The sequence below is a fragment of the Paraburkholderia aromaticivorans genome (genome assembly GCF_012689525.1).
GTDB lineage: Bacteria > Pseudomonadota > Gammaproteobacteria > Burkholderiales > Burkholderiaceae > Paraburkholderia > Paraburkholderia aromaticivorans_A.
In genome coordinates this window covers 2,309,692-2,326,628 of record NZ_CP051514.1, presented here as the reverse complement: position 1 = coordinate 2,326,628, position 16,937 = coordinate 2,309,692, and the positions used below count along the sequence as shown (strand labels likewise).

General features: G+C 59.3%; 19 protein-coding genes and 1 pseudogene. 11 read left to right on the top strand and 9 right to left on the bottom strand.

All coding sequences use genetic code 11. From position 1 onward, the window contains the following. Positions 1 to 212: 212 nt before the first annotated feature. The 3 genes and pseudogenes from HF916_RS10920 to HF916_RS10910 all read right to left on the bottom strand — a co-directional run bounded on the left by HF916_RS10920 (position 213) and on the right by HF916_RS10910 (position 3,352). Positions 213 to 629: an NUDIX domain-containing protein gene (locus HF916_RS10920; RefSeq protein WP_168788817.1), complete on the bottom strand. Its 417-nt coding sequence runs from the start codon at positions 627 to 629 to the stop codon at positions 213 to 215. Between the two features lie 557 nt (positions 630 to 1,186). Next, positions 1,187 to 2,049 (bottom strand): annotated as a pseudogene (locus HF916_RS10915) (chromate transporter); the annotation flags it as partial. 271 nt (positions 2,050 to 2,320) lie between these two features. Further along, positions 2,321 to 3,352 carry an IS110 family transposase gene (locus HF916_RS10910; RefSeq protein WP_168787386.1) on the bottom strand — a complete coding sequence of 344 codons (1,032 nt, stop codon included), beginning with the start codon at positions 3,350 to 3,352 and terminating at the stop codon, positions 2,321 to 2,323. Positions 3,353 to 3,678: 326 nt separating this feature from the next. Between HF916_RS10910 and HF916_RS10905 the strand changes: the two genes are divergently transcribed. The 4 genes from HF916_RS10905 to HF916_RS10890 all read left to right on the top strand — a co-directional run bounded on the left by HF916_RS10905 (position 3,679) and on the right by HF916_RS10890 (position 6,598). Continuing rightward, positions 3,679 to 4,329 (top strand): hypothetical protein, encoded by a 651-nt coding sequence (locus HF916_RS10905; RefSeq protein WP_206001731.1) that lies wholly within the window; start codon positions 3,679 to 3,681, stop codon positions 4,327 to 4,329. Between the two features lie 544 nt (positions 4,330 to 4,873). Beyond that, positions 4,874 to 5,107, top strand: coding sequence for a hypothetical protein (locus HF916_RS10900; RefSeq protein ID WP_168788816.1), 234 nt, complete (start codon positions 4,874 to 4,876; stop codon positions 5,105 to 5,107). A 516-nt stretch (positions 5,108 to 5,623) separates the two neighbouring features. Continuing rightward, complete coding sequence (locus tag HF916_RS10895) at positions 5,624 to 5,953, top strand: hypothetical protein (RefSeq protein ID WP_168788815.1); 330 nt, start codon at positions 5,624 to 5,626, stop codon at positions 5,951 to 5,953. A 147-nt stretch (positions 5,954 to 6,100) separates the two neighbouring features. Further along, a complete protein-coding gene (locus tag HF916_RS10890) occupies positions 6,101 to 6,598 on the top strand; it encodes a hypothetical protein (RefSeq protein ID WP_168788814.1) in 498 nt (165 codons plus the stop codon). 179 nt (positions 6,599 to 6,777) lie between these two features. Here HF916_RS10890 and HF916_RS10885 read toward each other — a convergent pair whose 3' ends face one another. Then, entirely contained in the window at positions 6,778 to 7,011 is a 234-nt protein-coding gene (locus tag HF916_RS10885) for a hypothetical protein (protein ID WP_168788813.1), read from the bottom strand. A 321-nt stretch (positions 7,012 to 7,332) separates the two neighbouring features. Here HF916_RS10885 and HF916_RS10880 point away from each other — a divergent pair, with 321 nt between their 5' ends. From HF916_RS10880 to HF916_RS10865, 4 genes are all read left to right on the top strand, one after another. Continuing rightward, entirely contained in the window at positions 7,333 to 7,545 is a 213-nt protein-coding gene (locus tag HF916_RS10880) for a hypothetical protein (RefSeq protein WP_168788812.1), read from the top strand. Positions 7,546 to 7,609: 64 nt separating this feature from the next. Continuing rightward, complete coding sequence (locus tag HF916_RS10875; RefSeq protein WP_168788811.1) at positions 7,610 to 8,116, top strand: hypothetical protein; 507 nt, start codon at positions 7,610 to 7,612, stop codon at positions 8,114 to 8,116. A gap of 121 nt (positions 8,117 to 8,237) precedes the next feature. Next, positions 8,238 to 8,477, top strand: a complete 240-nt coding sequence (locus tag HF916_RS10870; RefSeq protein ID WP_168788810.1) for a hypothetical protein — start codon at positions 8,238 to 8,240, stop codon at positions 8,475 to 8,477. Between the two features lie 478 nt (positions 8,478 to 8,955). Beyond that, the gene (locus HF916_RS10865; RefSeq protein WP_168788809.1) at positions 8,956 to 9,603 is read left to right on the top strand and encodes a Lar family restriction alleviation protein; all 648 of its coding nucleotides are present in this window, start codon (positions 8,956 to 8,958) and stop codon (positions 9,601 to 9,603) included. 93 nt (positions 9,604 to 9,696) lie between these two features. Here the strand turns inward: HF916_RS10865 and HF916_RS10860 are convergent, their stop codons facing one another. Beyond that, a complete protein-coding gene (locus tag HF916_RS10860) occupies positions 9,697 to 10,866 on the bottom strand; it encodes an integrase domain-containing protein (protein WP_168788808.1) in 1,170 nt (389 codons plus the stop codon). A gap of 1,170 nt (positions 10,867 to 12,036) precedes the next feature. Here HF916_RS10860 and HF916_RS10855 point away from each other — a divergent pair. The 3 genes from HF916_RS10855 (at position 12,037) to HF916_RS10845 (ending at position 13,687) form a co-directional block, all read left to right on the top strand. Next, a complete protein-coding gene (locus HF916_RS10855; RefSeq protein WP_168788807.1) occupies positions 12,037 to 13,038 on the top strand; it encodes a PRTRC system protein D in 1,002 nt (333 codons plus the stop codon). Positions 13,039 to 13,064: 26 nt separating this feature from the next. Then, entirely contained in the window at positions 13,065 to 13,382 is a 318-nt protein-coding gene (locus HF916_RS10850) for a hypothetical protein (protein ID WP_168788806.1), read from the top strand. A 113-nt stretch (positions 13,383 to 13,495) separates the two neighbouring features. Then, positions 13,496 to 13,687 (top strand): hypothetical protein, encoded by a 192-nt coding sequence (locus tag HF916_RS10845; RefSeq protein WP_168788805.1) that lies wholly within the window; start codon positions 13,496 to 13,498, stop codon positions 13,685 to 13,687. A gap of 135 nt (positions 13,688 to 13,822) precedes the next feature. Here the strand turns inward: HF916_RS10845 and HF916_RS10840 are convergent, their stop codons facing one another. From HF916_RS10840 to HF916_RS10825, 4 genes are all read right to left on the bottom strand, one after another. Beyond that, positions 13,823 to 14,038 carry a hypothetical protein gene (locus HF916_RS10840; RefSeq protein WP_168788804.1) on the bottom strand — a complete coding sequence of 72 codons (216 nt, stop codon included), beginning with the start codon at positions 14,036 to 14,038 and terminating at the stop codon, positions 13,823 to 13,825. 95 nt (positions 14,039 to 14,133) lie between these two features. Continuing rightward, complete coding sequence (locus HF916_RS10835; protein WP_240975234.1) at positions 14,134 to 15,234, bottom strand: DUF7146 domain-containing protein; 1,101 nt, start codon at positions 15,232 to 15,234, stop codon at positions 14,134 to 14,136. Between the two features lie 289 nt (positions 15,235 to 15,523). Continuing rightward, on the bottom strand, positions 15,524 to 16,099 hold the full coding sequence (locus HF916_RS10830; protein ID WP_168789106.1) for a single-stranded DNA-binding protein: 576 nt from the start codon (positions 16,097 to 16,099) through the stop codon (positions 15,524 to 15,526). Between the two features lie 14 nt (positions 16,100 to 16,113). After that, positions 16,114 to 16,929, bottom strand: a complete 816-nt coding sequence (locus HF916_RS10825; protein ID WP_168788802.1) for a hypothetical protein — start codon at positions 16,927 to 16,929, stop codon at positions 16,114 to 16,116. Between the last annotated feature and the right edge of the window lie 8 nt (positions 16,930 to 16,937).

Genomic DNA, 16,937 nt, shown 5'->3' with positions numbered 1-16,937 from the left:
GCCGATGAGCGCGTCTGCTTCGCTTAGAAATGGCTCACCTCGTGATTCACCAAAACGCAGGGGAGAGCATACGGCTACGGCAGCACCAGCCTTGCAGATCCTCACCACCGCAACATATCCGACCTCGCCCGTCGCGGTTCGCCCGCCCTTCCAGGTGAAGTCAGCCTCAACGGCCACTTCGACGTCGAATCCTTGATACTGGTATGTGTGGCTCATGGGGTCAGGCCTCCGACTTGCTTCGGCATCAGCCGCAAGCCGTCGTGTTCGACATCGGCCATGTGTCGGAGCTCGACGATTCCCCGGGTCGGTACACCTGTAGAAAGCGTCCCGATCTTGACCGGTGCAAACCATTTGCATCTAGCGATCTCGTTGCTCGGCAGCGCAATCGAGTGATACGTCACGTTGGCGAAGAATACATGGTGCAGCGTGTTAAACCCGCTGAACTGAAAAAGATACGCTAGTTCGGTCGAGGTGAGTGTCGTTTCTTCCTCCAACTCGCGCAGCGCGGCTTCGTGAGCCGCTTCACCTCGACGGATTCGGCCGCCGGGCAGCGCCCATCGCGACCTCAGCCTGGCAACCAGCGAGATGCGGTTGTCTCGGACACACAAGACGGTTGCCCTCTTTTTCATTGGTGTCTGTCCGTTTGGGCACAAGATTCTAAATAACCTCAGTCATAATTTAGCTTGTTGATGACGTCTTTTTGGACGCGTACGCTGCCATCAGACCATGCGAATGCGGAACCCGCAGGCTGGGGTAATCAGGAAACGTCAGTGCGGGATCGGGGAGTATAGCGATGAAAATGTCTCACAGATTAGGAAGCCCTGATACGGCGGGGCCGGTGTGGGGGCTTGTATTTGGCATGTTCATGACGGCAATCGGAATCGGCCTCTTGTTCTATGCGACGTCGTCAGCGCCCCTCGGACAGCAAGATGAATCGTTGGCCGTAGCGGCCATACTCATCGGCCTGTTTTCGGCCGTCTACGCGGGGCGCGAGCTCCGCCACAAACGTCGGTAGATCGGCTGTCAGGACGATGGATGGTTGGACCGTCGGTTCTAGCCGACAACCATCAGGAGGTCGAGAGCGGCGATTCGTTTGGTAGTAGCGAGGTACCGTGCCGGTTGCCGCCTTCTTCCGGGTTTAAGTTTGTGATCCAGATACTCGCCGTCCTCCCCAAAAGCCGTTCGCTCAGCGCAAGGTCGCCTCGGCGACGCCGGCCAGCGCACAAAGCGCAACGACGGCGAGCGGTGGAAACTTCCAGCGGGTCAGCAGAAAAAACTTACGGCGGCAATCGCAAAATCCGTTTCCGAAAGAACTGCGCTGGTCCAGACAGGCGAGTACAGCGCGGTGGCCAACAGTCCAACGACTGCTGCGTTCACCCCGGCAAGCAGCGCAGCCATCGATGGCCGCGCTCGCAACGCTTGCCAGTACGGCAGCGCCGCGATCACGAGCAGCAGACCAGGGAGGAAAATACCCGTGGTCGCGAGCAATGCGCCGGTCCAATGATTCGGCGGGTCCGCCATTATCCAGCCGAGGAATGCGGCGAACGTGAACAAGGGGCCCGGCACTGCTTGCGCCGCACCGTAGCCGGCAAGAAAAGCGTTCGGCGAGACCCAGCCGGTCACTACTGTCTGCTGTTGCAGGAGCGGGAGCACGACGTGACCACCACCAAACACCAGAGCGCCCGAGCGGTAGAACGCGTCGAAGACTTTGACCGCCTGCCCGGTGTGGAGTCCAACTAGCGCCGGAAGGCCGAGCAGCAAGACAAAAAAGAGGATTAGCGCGGCGGCGCCCGCCGCCCGGGAAACGTGGATCTCGCGAGTCTGCTGTTGGGGGCGCTTGGCGTCTGGCGACCGTGTTGTCCGGCACAGCATCAGTCCAAGCGCAGCACCGAGGGCGATAACGATAAGCTGCGCATAGACGGTCGTTAGCATGCAGAGAATCGCGACAGCGACAAGCGCGATGGCCGCGCAGCGCCGATCTGGACACAGGCGCCGCGCCATATCCCAAACGGCTTGAGCGACGACTGCGACAGCGACGAGCTTCAACCCTTGACGTCCTTATATGAACACCTCCCGTTCCGCAAGGCAGGGGGTTGATGTTTTGGCTAGCAGAAGCGGTTGCAGTCTTATATCCGACCTTCATTGCGAGACGGTGCCCGCTGGCCTTGATGGAATCTGCTGGAAACGACCTCATCTCCCACGGCGGGCTTCACGCCCATGGACGTCATCAGGTTTGCGTTTCCACGGTCCGACCTGGTTTGCCATCACACGTTACCCTTGCTCTGCGCAACTCCTGTGTTCAAAGACTCATCGTTTCAATCTATACCGCGACGGCTGGTCGCTCGCTCACAAATTCCCGCTCATAAGACCGGTTATGCGCGAGCAACGCCCACGCCGTTCGTGCCATCTTGTTGGCCAACGCGACCACCACCACATTGACCGGACGCCGTTTCAGCAACGCTTCTACCCACTGGGGACGTTGTTTGGAATGGGTCACGACCATTCGCGCGCCATGGATCAATAGCTGTCTCAGATAGGGGTCACCCCTTTTGCTGATGCCGCCGAGTCTGACGTTGCCCCCAGTCCCACTCTGACGGGGTACCAGGCCGATACTCGCCGCAAATGCGCGTCCGGAGCGAAATGCCTTTGGCGAGCCCATGACCGCAACAGTGGCTGTGGCTGTCAATGGACCCACGCCGGCTATGTCATCGAGCGTTTTTGCCTGGGGACTGGATTTCAGCCACTGCAGATTTTCCCGCTCGGCTTCGTCAATCCCCTGCTCGACCTGCTGGAGCTGTTCGAGCTGACGCAACAACGCCCGCCAGACAAGCTGCGGCACGACCTCTTCTATCTCGGCCATACGTGCCTTGAGCTCATTCATGAGCGCCTTGCGGCCATATCGGAAGTACAGTCCATATTCCGCAAGCAACCCGCGAATCTGATTGGTTTCGCGGGTTCGTGTCGCCACCAGGCCCGACCGGATGCGGTGCAGGCTCAGGATGGCTTGCTGGTCTACGCTCTTGATCGCCACAGTTCGCATCCCGGGTTGCTGGGCCGCCGTCCAGATCGCCTGGGCGTCTGCCGCATCCGTCTTGTTGGTTTTGACGAACGGACGCACGTATTTCGCATGCAACAACACCACCTGATGTCCGAGACTCTGGATTTTTCGCGCCCACCAGTGCGCCCCTCCGCATGCCTCCAGCGCCACCTTTCCTGGTGCCCGGGTTGCGAGAAACCGGATCAGCTGTTCACGACGGAATTTTCGACTACAGATCTCGCCACTTTGTCCATCTACCCAGTACATTTGAAACACGGCCTTTGCGATATCCAGACCATATGTCGTAGCATTCATTTGGGCTCTCCTTACCTCAAGTGACTCGTGGAACTTTCACTTTGGCACATCGATGCCATCGGTCAAGCGAGAGCCCCTTTCGGCCCTGGCACTTCCCCGAGGGGAGGGAGGTGTTCATACCATCTCCCCGCCCTCAGTCGTGACCGACTGCCGCTTGCGCGGAAAGGGCGGGGATTCCTCCTGCGAGGCGGTCACGTCCGACCGCGAGAATGTTGCGGGCAGCATGCAGGCCCTGAAAGTGGGCCTGACCATGGCGCCATACGACCGAGCGGGCTTTGAATGGAATCCATCCCAGCGAGCGTCGCGCGCCGGCCTCACGCAGCAAGATGGCCGTCGCGGCGCCAGTCGCCGCGCTCAACCACCGCAACAATCGGGGCGTGACATGGAACGCCATCATCGAATGGCCAGTAGAGGACGTGTTCGCCGAGATCGCGGATGCCGGCCTCGCGTTGCATGAAGCCTACACCCGGCACGGTGCGTCGCGGGTCTCGTGCGCGTTCTGCATCATGAGTTCGCTCGGCGATCTTCGCGCTGCTGCCGGATGCGCCGACAATCACGAGCTCTACCGCGAAATGGTTGCTATGGAAGCCGGCTCTGCGTTCGCGTTCCAAGGCCAACGCTGGCTGGCTGACGTTTCGCCCGATCTGTTGTTGCCGTCTTCGTTGAAAGCGGACGTCGAGCGTGCGAAGGCAGCCGCGCTCCAGCGTCTGGCGATCGAGGCGGAAATCCCCGCACATCTGCTTTTCACAGCCGGTTGGCCGACTGTGCGGCCGACAACGCATGAAGCCGCGCTTCTCGCGAGCGTGCGCACACGCGTCGCGGCACTCATCGGTATTGATGTTGACTGCATCACAGCCGACGCGGTCACGCAACGCTATGATGCCCTCCTTGCCCTCCGCGCGAAGACCCTGCCTGCCGGGACGCCCACCATCGACCAAACAACCGCCGCACCGGGTCAGTCGGCGTTCGCCTTCTGATGGTTCGGCTATCCGCAAATGGCTTGTTGAATCGACTTTGTTTCGGCAAAGTGAAAAGCGGAATTTAGTGGGCAGCGGAGGACTTGATGGGCAATCACGCAGCAGGAAAAGCGATATGTCAGGCCGCTGAGCATGCGGTACTCGCTCGGCAACCGAACGAGCCTGCGCTTGCTATCCTAGACCGTATTTGCGGTCCATATTGTGACTGCGACGTGCAGTTTGAGTCGGAAGACCCCGGCAGACCGGGCAGGATTCATCCCGAGTTCGATGACGACACCGTGCCGCACGCCAAGGCTGCCTTGGGCATGCTGATGCCAGAGGCATTTTCGCCCAATGGGACGGCAGACCTACCCCAGTATGGCGCGATGTTAGTTCCTGGCGACCCGAGCGGCTACACCGCTTGTGATGCTTGGGCGGCGGCAGTTGACGAACCATTCCGGAATCGCGATGGGTTCTGGTTCCCCGCCCCCAAAGGTAGCCAACGATGACCTCTGAGCCAACCGCACCGCAAGGTCGGCCGAGTAACCGCACCACGGACAGGCGCATGCCGACCGAGGTTCTCCCTTATCCGCTAGCCATACGCCGCGCCCGCGATCCCAGCGACGACAACCGCCTGTATGGAATGGTGGGAGACCAGGCGGTGTTCGAGCACATCGGGCTTCGCCCAGGCGTCGACCTGCCGAGCTGGGACGAAATCAGGGCCTTTGGTGGTTGTCTGAACGACGCAATCTTTGCGGGGTTAAAGAACCTGTTTGGCGAGCAATTTAGCGACGTCTGACCGGGTCGATAGCTCCGCGCGTCGTACGCGCAAAAAAGAGCCTACGTCGCGGTGAAGCTCACGTAGCCAAGGCACCCATCTTAATCCTGGCAAAAAAAGATTCCCGCATTCGCGGAGAGATCTCATCAAATTCAAGTTCTCCAGTAATTGCTCTGAAATTCGCGGCAGAGATCAGAACGCCCCTGCCGACAGCTCGTCCCGGTTTCGAGCTTCGCATCACACACGCTTGACTTCCAGTTGGGCTTTGTACTCTGGGTGGAACAACGGCAGCTTTTCCTTCAGCCGCTAATTTCCCTTCCGGATGGCCCAATGAGCACGCTCCTACCCGTTCCAAACGTTCGCGAACTCTGGGATGTCTAGGGTGGCATCTACGCCGGCACGGTTCACCCGCGTGACGGCATGCCCGCCTACCCACTTGTCATCTCATTGTTGGACAAAGCGTACATTCACCCCGCGCAATACTGCGCTCTGGGGGCGACGCTCGCCCCGAGTTCGCATTGGGACGGACGAGGGAACATGCGCTCGCTGCTCGCTGCCGATCCGGACAACCTGATCGCGACGCAGATAAGGGCACTACGCATCGGCGGACATGCCGACTGGCACTGTCTGTCCAAACTTGAGTGCGCGGTGCTCTACGCCAACCTCGGCGATCTGATCTATGCCAATCTGCGCGCTCATCCGTTCGCGCCACAATGGGCGACGTGGATCTGCCAGCGCTCACGCGACAATGAACAGTCCTTTCTTCAAAACTGGAACAACGGCGCTCAGGCACAAACACGAAGGGCCAGCAAGTTCACCGCACTCGCGGTGCGCCGCGTGCACTCCTCGACAGTTCTCGCGCCCTGAACGGACGGATCCTTCGGAAACTACCGCTCTGAAAACGTCATTCCGTCGCTGTACATCGATAGACCGTCCAAATTCGACATCTTTCAAAGCCTTGACTTCGGAGGGAATCGTCTACATTCCATAGTACCTTTTGAGAGGAAATTTACTATGAACAGCGACATTCACGCCGCAATGCGAATCGTCAACACAGAGACGCACCGCGTCATATCCCGGCTCGGCCTCGATGCGGGGCTCCGGATCGCCATGCGAGCCCGCTACGAAGGACGAATGGAAGCCCTGCTTCCCGTTGACAACGATCGACTCAGAAAGCTGTCTGAGCCGATCGATCCGAACGCGCCCATCGATTCTTGGGAAGTCGAACTTTCGGTCAACGGGAGACCACTGCTCGCGCTGTCGGACAGCACGATGGCAGCCGTGGCGAACGCAAGCGAGTTCGCGCCCATTATCCGAACGATGGCACAGCGCACGCTTGCGTTCGTCGGTGACGGCCCTGACCGCGGCGGCCAGCACGTGGCAATGACAACGATGCCGGGCCACGTCGTATCCGCCGCCGATACGCATCAGCTTCGCGCCGCGGCCGAGTTTCTAGCAAAGCAACCGGGCTTCGAGGCTGCCGCAGCGCTGCTCCAATCGATCCTTCCCTGAGCGACACTGTTTCGCCTCTGGGCCGCTTCATCGGCGGCCCTTTCTATTTGCGCAACGCGCACAGCACTCGCGCACGTTGCAGTTCACTGCCTGATGCGCAACGCGTGGAATCAACGCGAAAATCATCCGCCTTTTCGCCGTGGACCGCCTCCCTATCGTTGGTAGCCTTGCCTGGTACATCAATACCGACACCCGCCATGACCAGCCCCGCTACCTACGCTCACCTCGACGACCTTATCGTTCGCGCCGTGACAATTGCGCCGGTATTTACTGACGATCTGTATTCGACAGCAATCGAAGCCGAATGCCAGCGGCTCGGCCCACTGCTTGGTGTCGAAGACGTCAAGCGGCTGCTTGATCGCCGCGTCATCGCGCTTCGCCGCGCAGGCAGTATCCGTTCGCGGCGTCGTCATCTGATACTGCCTTGAAACCCAACTGCCGGCGCGCTCAGCTGTACGAGCACCCATGCATCGCGAATCCAGAACGCACCCAAACATGACCCGAGAAACGTCCGTGGAACACGAGAAGAGGACACCCGTTGTCGAAGGTGAGCTTTTACAGGAGCCATGCGCCGGCTCCGCTTTGACCGATACCGACCGACTCGCGTGGCTAATGGCGCGCGTCTGTTGCGACGAGGTACCCGGCATCAGTATCCCTTTGGGACTCTCGAAACTGCAACACCGCGCGGTGTTTCGCTCCGAGATCGACGTCCAGATCCTTAAAGAGAGGCGCGGATGATCGCCACACTCATTCTTAGTGCCGCGCTGGGCCACGGACATGTTATCCACTATGAGCACGACTACCACGATGTAGCCGCATGCGAGTCGGCCTATTCAATCGCGAAACGGCAACTGAAGGAAGTCGGCGCAAAGACGACCCGCGGCGAGTGCCTCACAGAATCGAATGGCGATCAACTTACTCGCAAGCTCCACAAACGCTCGCGCTAACCGTACGACGGCTGACGCGCGAACTCCGCGGTTCGCCGGCAACGCCCTTTTTCCCGAGACCTCCATGCTCGCACTCACTCTCAATCGAACGGTCGTCGCCAGGGTCCGCCGCATCCTGGGCTCAACAGGCGGTGGCATTCACAAGCGGATCGACGAAAACATCGAACTTCTCGAACTGCTGCGCGACCGCGCGCCCGATTTTCTTGGACAGCATCCGTGGGTGGTCAACTGGTTCGAATCTCATGACGAGTTTCTGCGCCAACTCGCCAATGCGGTGCCGTTGAAAGAAGGCTTCTTCCTGCACCTCGTGACGCCACTGAACTACATTATTTCGATCCGCTGTACAGCGTGCGGTGAAACGATCCGCACGACGGCTAACCAATCGCCCACCGACAAAGATCGTATCGCCGCTGCCTGCGCTGCCGGCTGGGGACTCGCCATGCACGACGACACGCTGGTCTTCATCTGCACCGATCAGTCGTGCGCCACACAGGCCCTGACCCGGAAGCGCACACTACGCAGTCGCGGCATCCCATCGCACCGCACCTGCACCCTTGGGGAACCTGAATGAGCACGCCGCTCGCCGTCACGAACCACGACATTACCTCGCAACTGGCGGCTGGGCCGCAATCGGTCGAAGAACTGGGCCGCTCACTGGACCGCCCCCCAGCCAGATCGAAGATCGCCTCCATATGCTGCTCGCGGCCCGCGTCGTCTGCATCGATCCCCGCTGCCTGGGCGAAACGCGCTACATGCTGACCACGAAGGCGACGGCCGCGCGGACCGGTCCGATCCAGACCTCGATTGCCGACGTTCGCTACGCGCCACCCACGGACACTGCACTCACAGGCTATTCCCGAGCGATGCGCGAGTTCCACAGCATCTGCATGCTCGCGCGTCGCCGATTCTCTTGTGTCAACCGTGCGAGCTGAGCGGCACGGCGCTCGCACACGCCTGTATCGTCACGACCCAAACCGGCGCGACCGGCGTTGGGCACGCGACGACGTTCGCGCCGTTCCTGAGGCATCTCGCCCATCCCAAATAGAAACTTCAAGTGCGCCCCCGTCGATGCCGTTAACGATGCCGAGGGCCTAGCCGGGAGCACACGCTCGCGCCTTTCAGAAACCTGGTGCCGTGGGGGGGTCGCACATTTGAATTACCGGCAAAATGAAGAATGACGACACCATAACGTCGCCATTCCAATGGCCTAGTTACAAACACAAGCGTTTTGCATGCCAAAGCTTTCTGGTATCTTACGCAGCCTCAGTCCAAAACGTTCACGCATCAACGCTTGCTTGCCACTTTTATTCCTTCGACCCACCAGTTAATCGGGACTACACTTGCAACTCCGTTTTATTGATTTACGGGTCGAATAATCCTTGCAGATTCTCCATACCATCCGTCACTACTATGCTTGAAAAACTCTATCCATGTCCCTGCTGCGGAGGCGTTCCGAAAGCCGGGCGCTTCGATGAGGTTATTGAGGAAGAGGATAAGGACGTTTCGCCACTCAGGATCCGCGCTCACCCCCTGCGGCTCGTTCAGCGGCCTCGCACCCGGGAACTCGTGCGCGTCGTCTGCGGCTCCTGCGGCCTGGCCACGCCGTGGATTCCGATCGTGGACGGAAACGAGAATGCCGCGCTCGACGAATGCGGTCGCCTGTGGAATACCCGCACCGATCGCGTGCCAGTGCAAACTGGGTCGCTGGACGAGCTCATCGAGAACGAGATCAATGGGGACGACATCTCGTATGTCCTGGCTCTTATCGCGCGGAATGATACCGAGTGGGAAACGCGTGGCCCGATCTTCGCGAAACTCGCCCAGCGCCTGATCGACGCCACCATCGTGACACGTGACTGGTGGCCTATCACGCCGACGCTCGAGGACGCGTACCGTTACCGCAAACTGGTCAGTCACTCCCATCGCGAAGAACCCGAAGATGGTCCCGGCTCAGTCGCCTTCCAACCTATTGCGCTCGCCGACGATACGCGTACCTACGCTTATGAAGGACGCGTCGCCGCGGCAGTCGACGCGCTGCCCGACCGCGAACGCTGGTAGAGTCCGCGGCCGGGCACGTCGGCATCGCAACTTTCATTGTTGGGCTCGTTTTCCGAGACCGACTCATTTCCGCCCATAGAGGCGCCTCCAGGCCTAGCTTGCGGCGCCACTCTCCAATATGCGATAGAGATTTGTCCGCGCGATTCCCAACCGCGCTGCCGCTGCTTTCTTGTTACCGCCCGTCTCTTCAAGCGCCCGCCGCACGTCTACGATCGTAATCACCGGCGCCTTCAGCTTCGCCATCGCCGCTGGCGTCGAAATGTACATCCCCGACTTTTCCGGCTTAGAGTGCCCCACCTCTTCGATCATCACCCGCAAAGTGGCATCGTGCGTCGCGCGATCTGCCCGCTCCTCGCTTCCCTTGATCGGTGCCAGGCGTCCTGACAGCACTTCGTAGCGTTGGTGCATCCATCCATGCCGCAATCCGTGGCTTGTCACGCCCCGCTCGTCCTTTGTGATTCCATGCTGCCCCAAAAGCCCGTAGTACTTCCTCCGCCAACGCGGCCAGTCGTAGTCGGAGGGTATGGTCGAACCCGTCGTGTCGTTCGCGAGCCGCAGCGCCTCATGTAACACTTCAAGCTTCAGCTGTAATGGAACGTCACGCTCGCGCCCCCCTTTCGTTCCCTTGTCCACCTTGAATTTCCTGTCTTCTCTCGCCTGCAGTTCCAGAAGTGTCTTCCGGATGCGCAGCAGGCAACTTTCCTTCACGCGCAGACCAAACGCCGCCTGAAGCTTTAATTGCACGGCCACATTCGGGTCAGTCTGTGCGATCTGAGCGAACATCGCATCGACGTCGACCCCGTTCGCCTCCCACGACTTGTCTTTGGTCGTCACGTAAGTTCTCGTTCGGCCCATCGCCGCCAGCTCTTCTTTGGACCTGTAGTCATACAGCGACTTGACCAGTCCATACTTCCCCATCCATTCAGCAAACGCCTTCAGGTGCGAAAGCTTGGCCTGCATTGTGCCGACGGCTTCGCCGTTCTCGATCCATTGAGTAACCACTGCCCTCACATGTCGCCCTTCCACTGAATAAATGCTTTCGATCTTGAAGCCTAACTTGCGGATGCTTACAAGCGTCGCACAGATTGTGTTGGCCCGCTTTCCCTGACTCTGCGACGCCAGCCTGTTCTTGCTGATGCGCGTCCGACTCAGACTTTTTCCGATGTTGTCTCTGAACAAAACCTTCAGTTCATCGCGCATACGCTGTGGCAGACGGTACTTCTTCAACATGCTGTCCGCGTCGAACGTTTGGACCATTGCCATGATTTTCTCCATGACCTTGGACTACCACGGCCCCGCCGCGAAGTTGTCTTCCAGTCGATTTCTAACCCGTGAATTTTGTGGACAGCCGTCCCGAGCAATCCCGCTCGCATCGCCCCCTACCTGGACGACTCGTCGCTTCGCGCTTATGCCCGCCGTTTAGACCCCGGTCGGGTTCCCTCTACCGCTCGCTACTCTCCTGGACTTTAGTGATCCGTCTTGATCGATCGTGCGTGTGGAGAAGCCACGCTCGATCGTCCCTCGTGCTGCTCCGCGACCTTCCGGTCGAGGTTACTACCGCAGAACTTGGGATGACTGGCTGGAGACCGGACCTTCATCTCCGCGACGCTTGCTACTTCGTCTGCCACTCAACACTGTGCCCATTCGTGAATAGCTGGGCGGGCCATGAATACTTGCGCAAGAGGGCTGACCGCGCTAACGCAGTCCAAGGCCCTCCCGTCTCGAGTTCGATCTCTTGCCCGCCCGCGTTTGGGGAGCTCAGTCGATCGAACCAGCGTGACGCCGCTGAACGAGACGATTCGTGTGTTTGCCCTGAAGCCACGACAGACCGGACCGTGTCCGTGTCCGTGTCGGGACATTCGTTTTTCCTGTAGTGAGTGTCCGGAACGCCTCGCAAACCGGGACGTGATCACGTGTCCTGGGGTACTCAGCATCCGCTTGTATCCCATTGATGTGTCGCAAAAAAAACCGCATCAAGTGTGCGGCGCGGACAGACCGAAGATTTTTGCCCGTTGCGGGGCTGGGATTGAGATGCTTGAGGGAATGTGATTCGCAGCAAGGCCGGGAATCTGGACGCACCACTGGCGTGGTGTGGGTCTTCGATGCGCGGAAGCGCGGTAGGTGAATAGGAGTATATGGACCAGTACGGGTTTGATACAGCCGGAAAGATGCACAAATTGATGCCTCTTTCCCGAAAGCCCCCCGGGCAGGCCCGTATATCGTTTATTGAGCCTGCAGAGGGTTCCTCAACACCCTATCTCCAAGCTATCGGTGAGATAAGCACTACCCGTAACACATATCTGACCGCTATCGGATAGATAAGCACCACCCGCATCACCTATCTGTCCGTTATCGGATAGATAAGCACTACCCCTAGAGCCTATCTGTCCGTTGTGGGGTAGATAGCCCGCTTAGAACACAGGAGCATTGCAATTGAAAACGAACGTTCTCGCCGTTGATGTCGGCTACGGCAACACCAAATTCGCCTACCGGGCCGCTGTCGGTACCGTGGCCACTGGCATGTTTCCCTCCCTCGCTCAGTATGCCCCCGCTCGATCGATTTCCGGCGGCAATGGATCTGGGTTCAAGACCCGCGACGTTACCCAGGTCACGATCAACGGAACGCCGTACGAGGTTGGTCCTGGCGTCAGCCTGACTGCTGCCTACGGAAACACGGGCCGCATGCTGGTGGACGACTACGTGCTCTCCAATAACTATGCCGCCCTGCTTGCCGGTGCCATTTACCGCTCGGGCCACACGCGCATTGCGCGCCTTGTCCTCGGCCTGCCGGTGCATACTCTGGCGAAGTTCTCGCGCGAGTTGGTAGAGCGATTTGTTGGCGATCACGACTTCGGACAAGGCGTCATCACGATCGAGAAGGTCAACGTCATTGCCCAGCCACTCGGCACGCTCACATATGCGACGACCTTACGCGCAGACAGAAACGGTGCGTCGCAGCAGCATCTCGTTGTAGATGTCGGTTACTACACGACCGACTGGGTCTACGTTTCGGATTTCCAGATCGACGACCGACGGAGCGGCGGCCGTCCGGGAGGAATGTCGCAAATCCTTCAACGGATCGCGGAGAACATCGGCAAGGATCAGGGCGAAGCTGTCTATGACATCGAGCGTATCGATGTGTGCCTGCGCGAAGGTCTGCCCTTCCACTTTTACAATCAGGACATCGATATTCGGTCGTACCTGACCGACGCGCAACAGGTGATCAACGATGTGATGGTCGACGTCAAGAATAGAGTCGGCCCGGTCGAAGGCATTCGCTCCATCATCCTGTCGGGTGGCGGAGCAGATCTCTACCGCCCGATCATCCGCCAGACGTTCCCGCGCACGTTCATCGACAAGCTCGAAAACCCCTGCTTTGCGAACGCGAACGGATTCCTGATTGTTGGCGAGTCCGCAAGCCGCACAGTCCATTAAGGCCTTCCATGCCAAGCATCTATAGCATGAAGGTCCTGATCGACGAGGCCGAATTTCCGGAACTGCACGCCAAGCTGAGTGACGCCCGGCATCCTCGGGCCCGGGCGGAGATGCTGAGGCGCATGGCCTCAACGTATCTGATAGAGCGGGCCAGAACCGGACCCGTCACTGTGATGCCGGCTGCCACCGAAACGCCGGCTTCTTCAACGACGCCTGCCAATCAACCTCGCCCCACCGTCATTCAAGCCCCGACAGATTCGCGCTCGGAAGCTGATATTCCGAACGAAATCGCCGATCGCTTTGTTGGCAACATGGGGCGATTTCTGATTGGTAACGATCCCTAGCCGTTTGCTGGCTTGACATCGGTTTGTACGGCGTAGGATAAACACGAAACAGGTGTTGCACTTCAGATTTCAGGCCGCCCATACAAACACTGCGCAAGCGAAGGGAGAACAAAATGGTACTCGCGGATCTGACCGGCCTTTTCACCTTTTCGTGGGACGACCTGATGGCGCTGGACCTTTCGCAGCCGGCATCGTGGCTGATGGTTGGCGTGATCGCAATCTTTGCGAAACTGGGTATTGAGTTTGGCAAGGTACTGTTGATACTCGACGACAAGCTGATCGAATTCCTGGAACGCAACCTTTAGCAAACCTCGCGCCGGCCGAGTCCGGACGAAAAAAAAGGCCCGCAGGTGAGTGCGGGCCTTTTCTATTGGTGGCCGTCGTTCGTGCGGCGCAAAAACAAACGGCCCCGGAAAAAATCCCGGGGCCGTTTCAAAAGGTCAGTGCAGCGGGTGGACCATCGCCCTACGCACACAGATTTCAAAAGCGTCCTCGAACAGCTGGTCGCGACAGACGTATTGCGTATTGCCCGTCACACGCCGGTCGATCACATCGAATCCCGCCGCTTCCGACTTCGATGCAGGCATGCTGCCGTGTGCCTGACCGGTGGTTGCAACGATCTCGAACTTACCGACGAATACCTGAAAAGCACGCATGGGAATCTCCATAAGTTGACGCCCAATGCAACTCGCCCAATGGGGAGTTCCCATTGGGCGGAAGGATGTTTTGCCGGTTGCCCGGCAAAGATGAATCAGGCCGACAGTGCGATAGGCTCTGCGGCTCTGGATTTAGCAGCGATCTGTGCTCGAGGTGCCGCAACAGACTCCGTGCCCAGCCACTCGTCGGCAAAGTCAGTTCCACGCTTCTTCGGCCGATGGACGAAGACGGTGAACCCGTCCGCGCGAAGACGTCTGGACAGCACTAGCGCAGCTTGCATACCGGGCGACTTCCTGGTCTTCGGATCAATCTCATCAAAGTCAGCAAAGATGTGAATGGCTCGAATCCCAAGACCCTCCGGCACAACGAACTCGGCAAGCAGCCCGCAATTCAGGCAGCTCCACACGGGGACGCCGTAAATCATGTGAGCGGCATAGGCTGTTTCCAGCCCTTCCGCTATGCCGATTTCTCCGTTGACCGGATCCATCAAGCGTACAGCGCCGCCGTTCAGTTTGTTGAGCGTCAGGTCGTTCTTCTTGGCATCGAGAATCTCGCCGTCAGACGAGACAATCAACGCCTTATGCGGCTTGACCTGATCGAGGTACGTTCGATGCAGCGTCCCGAGACGTCCATCCGGAAGAATGAAGCGCTGTACGATGGCTGGCCACTTCCCGAGAGATCTCTTCTCGTGAAAGTATTCGAGCCTGCCAATCCGCAATGCCTTCGATGGCGAGACGGTCAGCCCTGGAACCCGCGCGACCAGGTAGTTCGTCCCGAGGTCACCAGCGGCCAGGGGCTTGCCTCTCTGCCACATCGTGTTCAGGCGATTCTCGATCCAGTCGCGGTCGATCTCCTTGCGGGGGCCGGGTGCGGGATTGGCAGGCACGGACGCGGAACGTGCCGGGAGTGCGTTGCCAGAGTTTGCATCGAGATCCCGCATAAGCTCACCGAAGGTCATTCCGGTCACCTTGCAGATCAGTTGCAAACCATCCCCAGCGGCGGCCCTGCCGTTGCTCGCACAGCCACGACAAACCCAATCGCCGCGGCCACGCTTGTTGTCATACGTGAAGCGGTCAGTGCCACCACATTCGGGACACGGGTGCCCTTTGCCATCCAGAATGGCCGCCGGCACACCGTAGCCGGTGAGAAGAGCGACCCACTGATCAGGCGTCAGGTGAAAGTCCTTAACATTCATTGTCACTCTCCTCATAGGGATTGTGGGTTGGTCGATGCCTGAGTCAGGCGTGAAAACGCTCGCCCAAAAAGCAGTCCGCGCGACTGGCGCGCAGGCAGCTTTGTCGGCAGGTGTTGTTCTCGGGTGATATCGGAAGATCGCAGTCGCTGTGGTCAGGCTGCGCTATGCGGAGGAAGAAGACGTGGTGCGGGCCGCGACGCACCGGAAGGTGCGCCGCGAGGCAGAAAAAAAACGACCAGACCTGTCGTCCCGACGACCGTCATGCAACGCCAGACGTCGGTTTGCCGCATCAGATGATCGACCACGCAGCGCGGCTATGAAAGCCGAGGAACGGTATGTCGTCGTCAAGGGAATCGAACCCACCGTCACGCGGGGCACCGCCGCCGGCACCGGACCGCGCGGGCTGCGAACATGATGCCGCCGGCCTGCCAGCACCAGTTCGACCAGCAACGGGCGCTGCGCCGCTTGGCGGGCGGGCACCCTGTTCGAACCGGTTATCGTCCTCACCGCTTTCACGCCGATCGCCACCGCTGCGGCCGCCGAGCATCTGCATCTGTTCGGCGACAATCTCCGTGGAGTAGCGGTCTGTGCCGTCCTGCGCCTGCCACTTGCGCGTACGGATACGACCTTCGATATAAACCGTTGAGCCCTTCTTAAGATATTCCGAAACGATTTCGGCAAGCCGTCCGAAGAACGACACGCGATGCCATTCGGTTGCTTCTTTCATCTCGCCCGACGCCTTGTCCTTGAAGCGGTCGGTAGTAGCGAGTCGAATGTTGGCCACAGCGTCACCACTGGGCAGATATCGTACTTCCGGGTCGGCGCCGAGGTTGCCGACGAGAATGACTTTGTTGACAGATGCCAATTTAAGAACTCCTCTTAGATATGTTTGATCGACCAGATCCACTTGTCGAAGTGGACGGGCTTGCCGTCTTTCATCCGGGCTTCGCCCTCTCGATTGAATGCCTGCACTTTCTCTTTGCGCAGACGCCTGATTCCAACCTGATCGCCCAATGCACAACCGCACTGAGTGATTGCATCCTTGAGACCTTCGCCCTGGACGATCTTTTCCTCGCCAGAACTGGTCTCGAGACGAATTGCGAACGAGGTGTAGAACTTATCCGTCCCCTCCTGCGCGTTACGACGGGCGAATTTCTCCTCGCCCCACGCGGTAATGAGACCCGCATAGTCCGGACGACTTCCGTCCTCCCCCAATGGTTGCCTGGGTTCGGGAGACCGAGGCGCCTTCACAGCGGCCACGGCTTCCGGCACACGTTGCGTCTTCGCCGTTACAGGCTCTGGCTTCGACCGTGCGGTCGCAGGTTCCTGCTCCCGGATGACGTTGAGGATGGCTTCCTTGAGCGAGCAGTGGTGGCCCCCCTTTTCCTGCCACCGCGGAAAAAGCTCCGGTAGGAGTTTCTTCCCCACAGGGGTGTCGCTGACGACCATGTCGAATTCCTGCTCAAAGTGAACGACGTGATCCGCTTCCTGTACGAACAGGTGCGTGATGTCCCGGATCGTTACGAACGTCTCGTTCGCGGCGCCCTGCCCCACCGCCTCGCCGTCCTCTTCGGACGGTTGAGCCGGTGGCGCAGCGGGAGGCTGCTTCGGGATCGGCCGGCTCGACGCCGACGAGGACGTCTGTTGGCCATAGCCGCAGAAGGCATCGAAGCCACGTGAAAAGAAGGTGAGCATGTCGCCTC

Bases quoted from the DNA above. Each gene is read 5' to 3' on its own strand.
- HF916_RS10850 (WP_168788806.1), top strand. From the start codon at position 13,065: ATGAAGGTCCTGATCGACGAGGCCGAATTTCCGGAACTGCACGCCAAG.
- HF916_RS10910 (WP_168787386.1), bottom strand. From the start codon at position 3,352: ATGAATGCTACGACATATGGTCTGGATATCGCAAAGGCCGTGTTTCAA.
- HF916_RS10900 (WP_168788816.1), top strand. From the start codon at position 4,874: ATGCCGACCGAGGTTCTCCCTTATCCGCTAGCCATACGCCGCGCCCGC.
- HF916_RS10865 (WP_168788809.1), top strand. From the start codon at position 8,956: ATGCTTGAAAAACTCTATCCATGTCCCTGCTGCGGAGGCGTTCCGAAA.
- HF916_RS10825 (WP_168788802.1), bottom strand. From the start codon at position 16,929: ATGCTCACCTTCTTTTCACGTGGCTTCGATGCCTTCTGCGGCTATGGC.
- HF916_RS10890 (WP_168788814.1), top strand. From the start codon at position 6,101: ATGAACAGCGACATTCACGCCGCAATGCGAATCGTCAACACAGAGACG.
- HF916_RS10880 (WP_168788812.1), top strand. From the start codon at position 7,333: ATGATCGCCACACTCATTCTTAGTGCCGCGCTGGGCCACGGACATGTT.
- HF916_RS10870 (WP_168788810.1), top strand. From the start codon at position 8,238: ATGCTGCTCGCGGCCCGCGTCGTCTGCATCGATCCCCGCTGCCTGGGC.
- HF916_RS10860 (WP_168788808.1), bottom strand. From the start codon at position 10,866: ATGGCAATGGTCCAAACGTTCGACGCGGACAGCATGTTGAAGAAGTAC.
- HF916_RS10845 (WP_168788805.1), top strand. From the start codon at position 13,496: ATGGTACTCGCGGATCTGACCGGCCTTTTCACCTTTTCGTGGGACGAC.
- HF916_RS10835 (WP_240975234.1), bottom strand. From the start codon at position 15,234: ATGAATGTTAAGGACTTTCACCTGACGCCTGATCAGTGGGTCGCTCTT.
- HF916_RS10875 (WP_168788811.1), top strand. From the start codon at position 7,610: ATGCTCGCACTCACTCTCAATCGAACGGTCGTCGCCAGGGTCCGCCGC.
- HF916_RS10885 (WP_168788813.1), bottom strand. From the start codon at position 7,011: ATGACGACGCCGCGAACGGATACTGCCTGCGCGGCGAAGCGCGATGAC.
- HF916_RS10905 (WP_206001731.1), top strand. From the start codon at position 3,679: ATGGCCGTCGCGGCGCCAGTCGCCGCGCTCAACCACCGCAACAATCGG.
- HF916_RS10895 (WP_168788815.1), top strand. From the start codon at position 5,624: ATGCGCTCGCTGCTCGCTGCCGATCCGGACAACCTGATCGCGACGCAG.
- HF916_RS10920 (WP_168788817.1), bottom strand. From the start codon at position 629: ATGAAAAAGAGGGCAACCGTCTTGTGTGTCCGAGACAACCGCATCTCG.
- HF916_RS10840 (WP_168788804.1), bottom strand. From the start codon at position 14,038: ATGCGTGCTTTTCAGGTATTCGTCGGTAAGTTCGAGATCGTTGCAACC.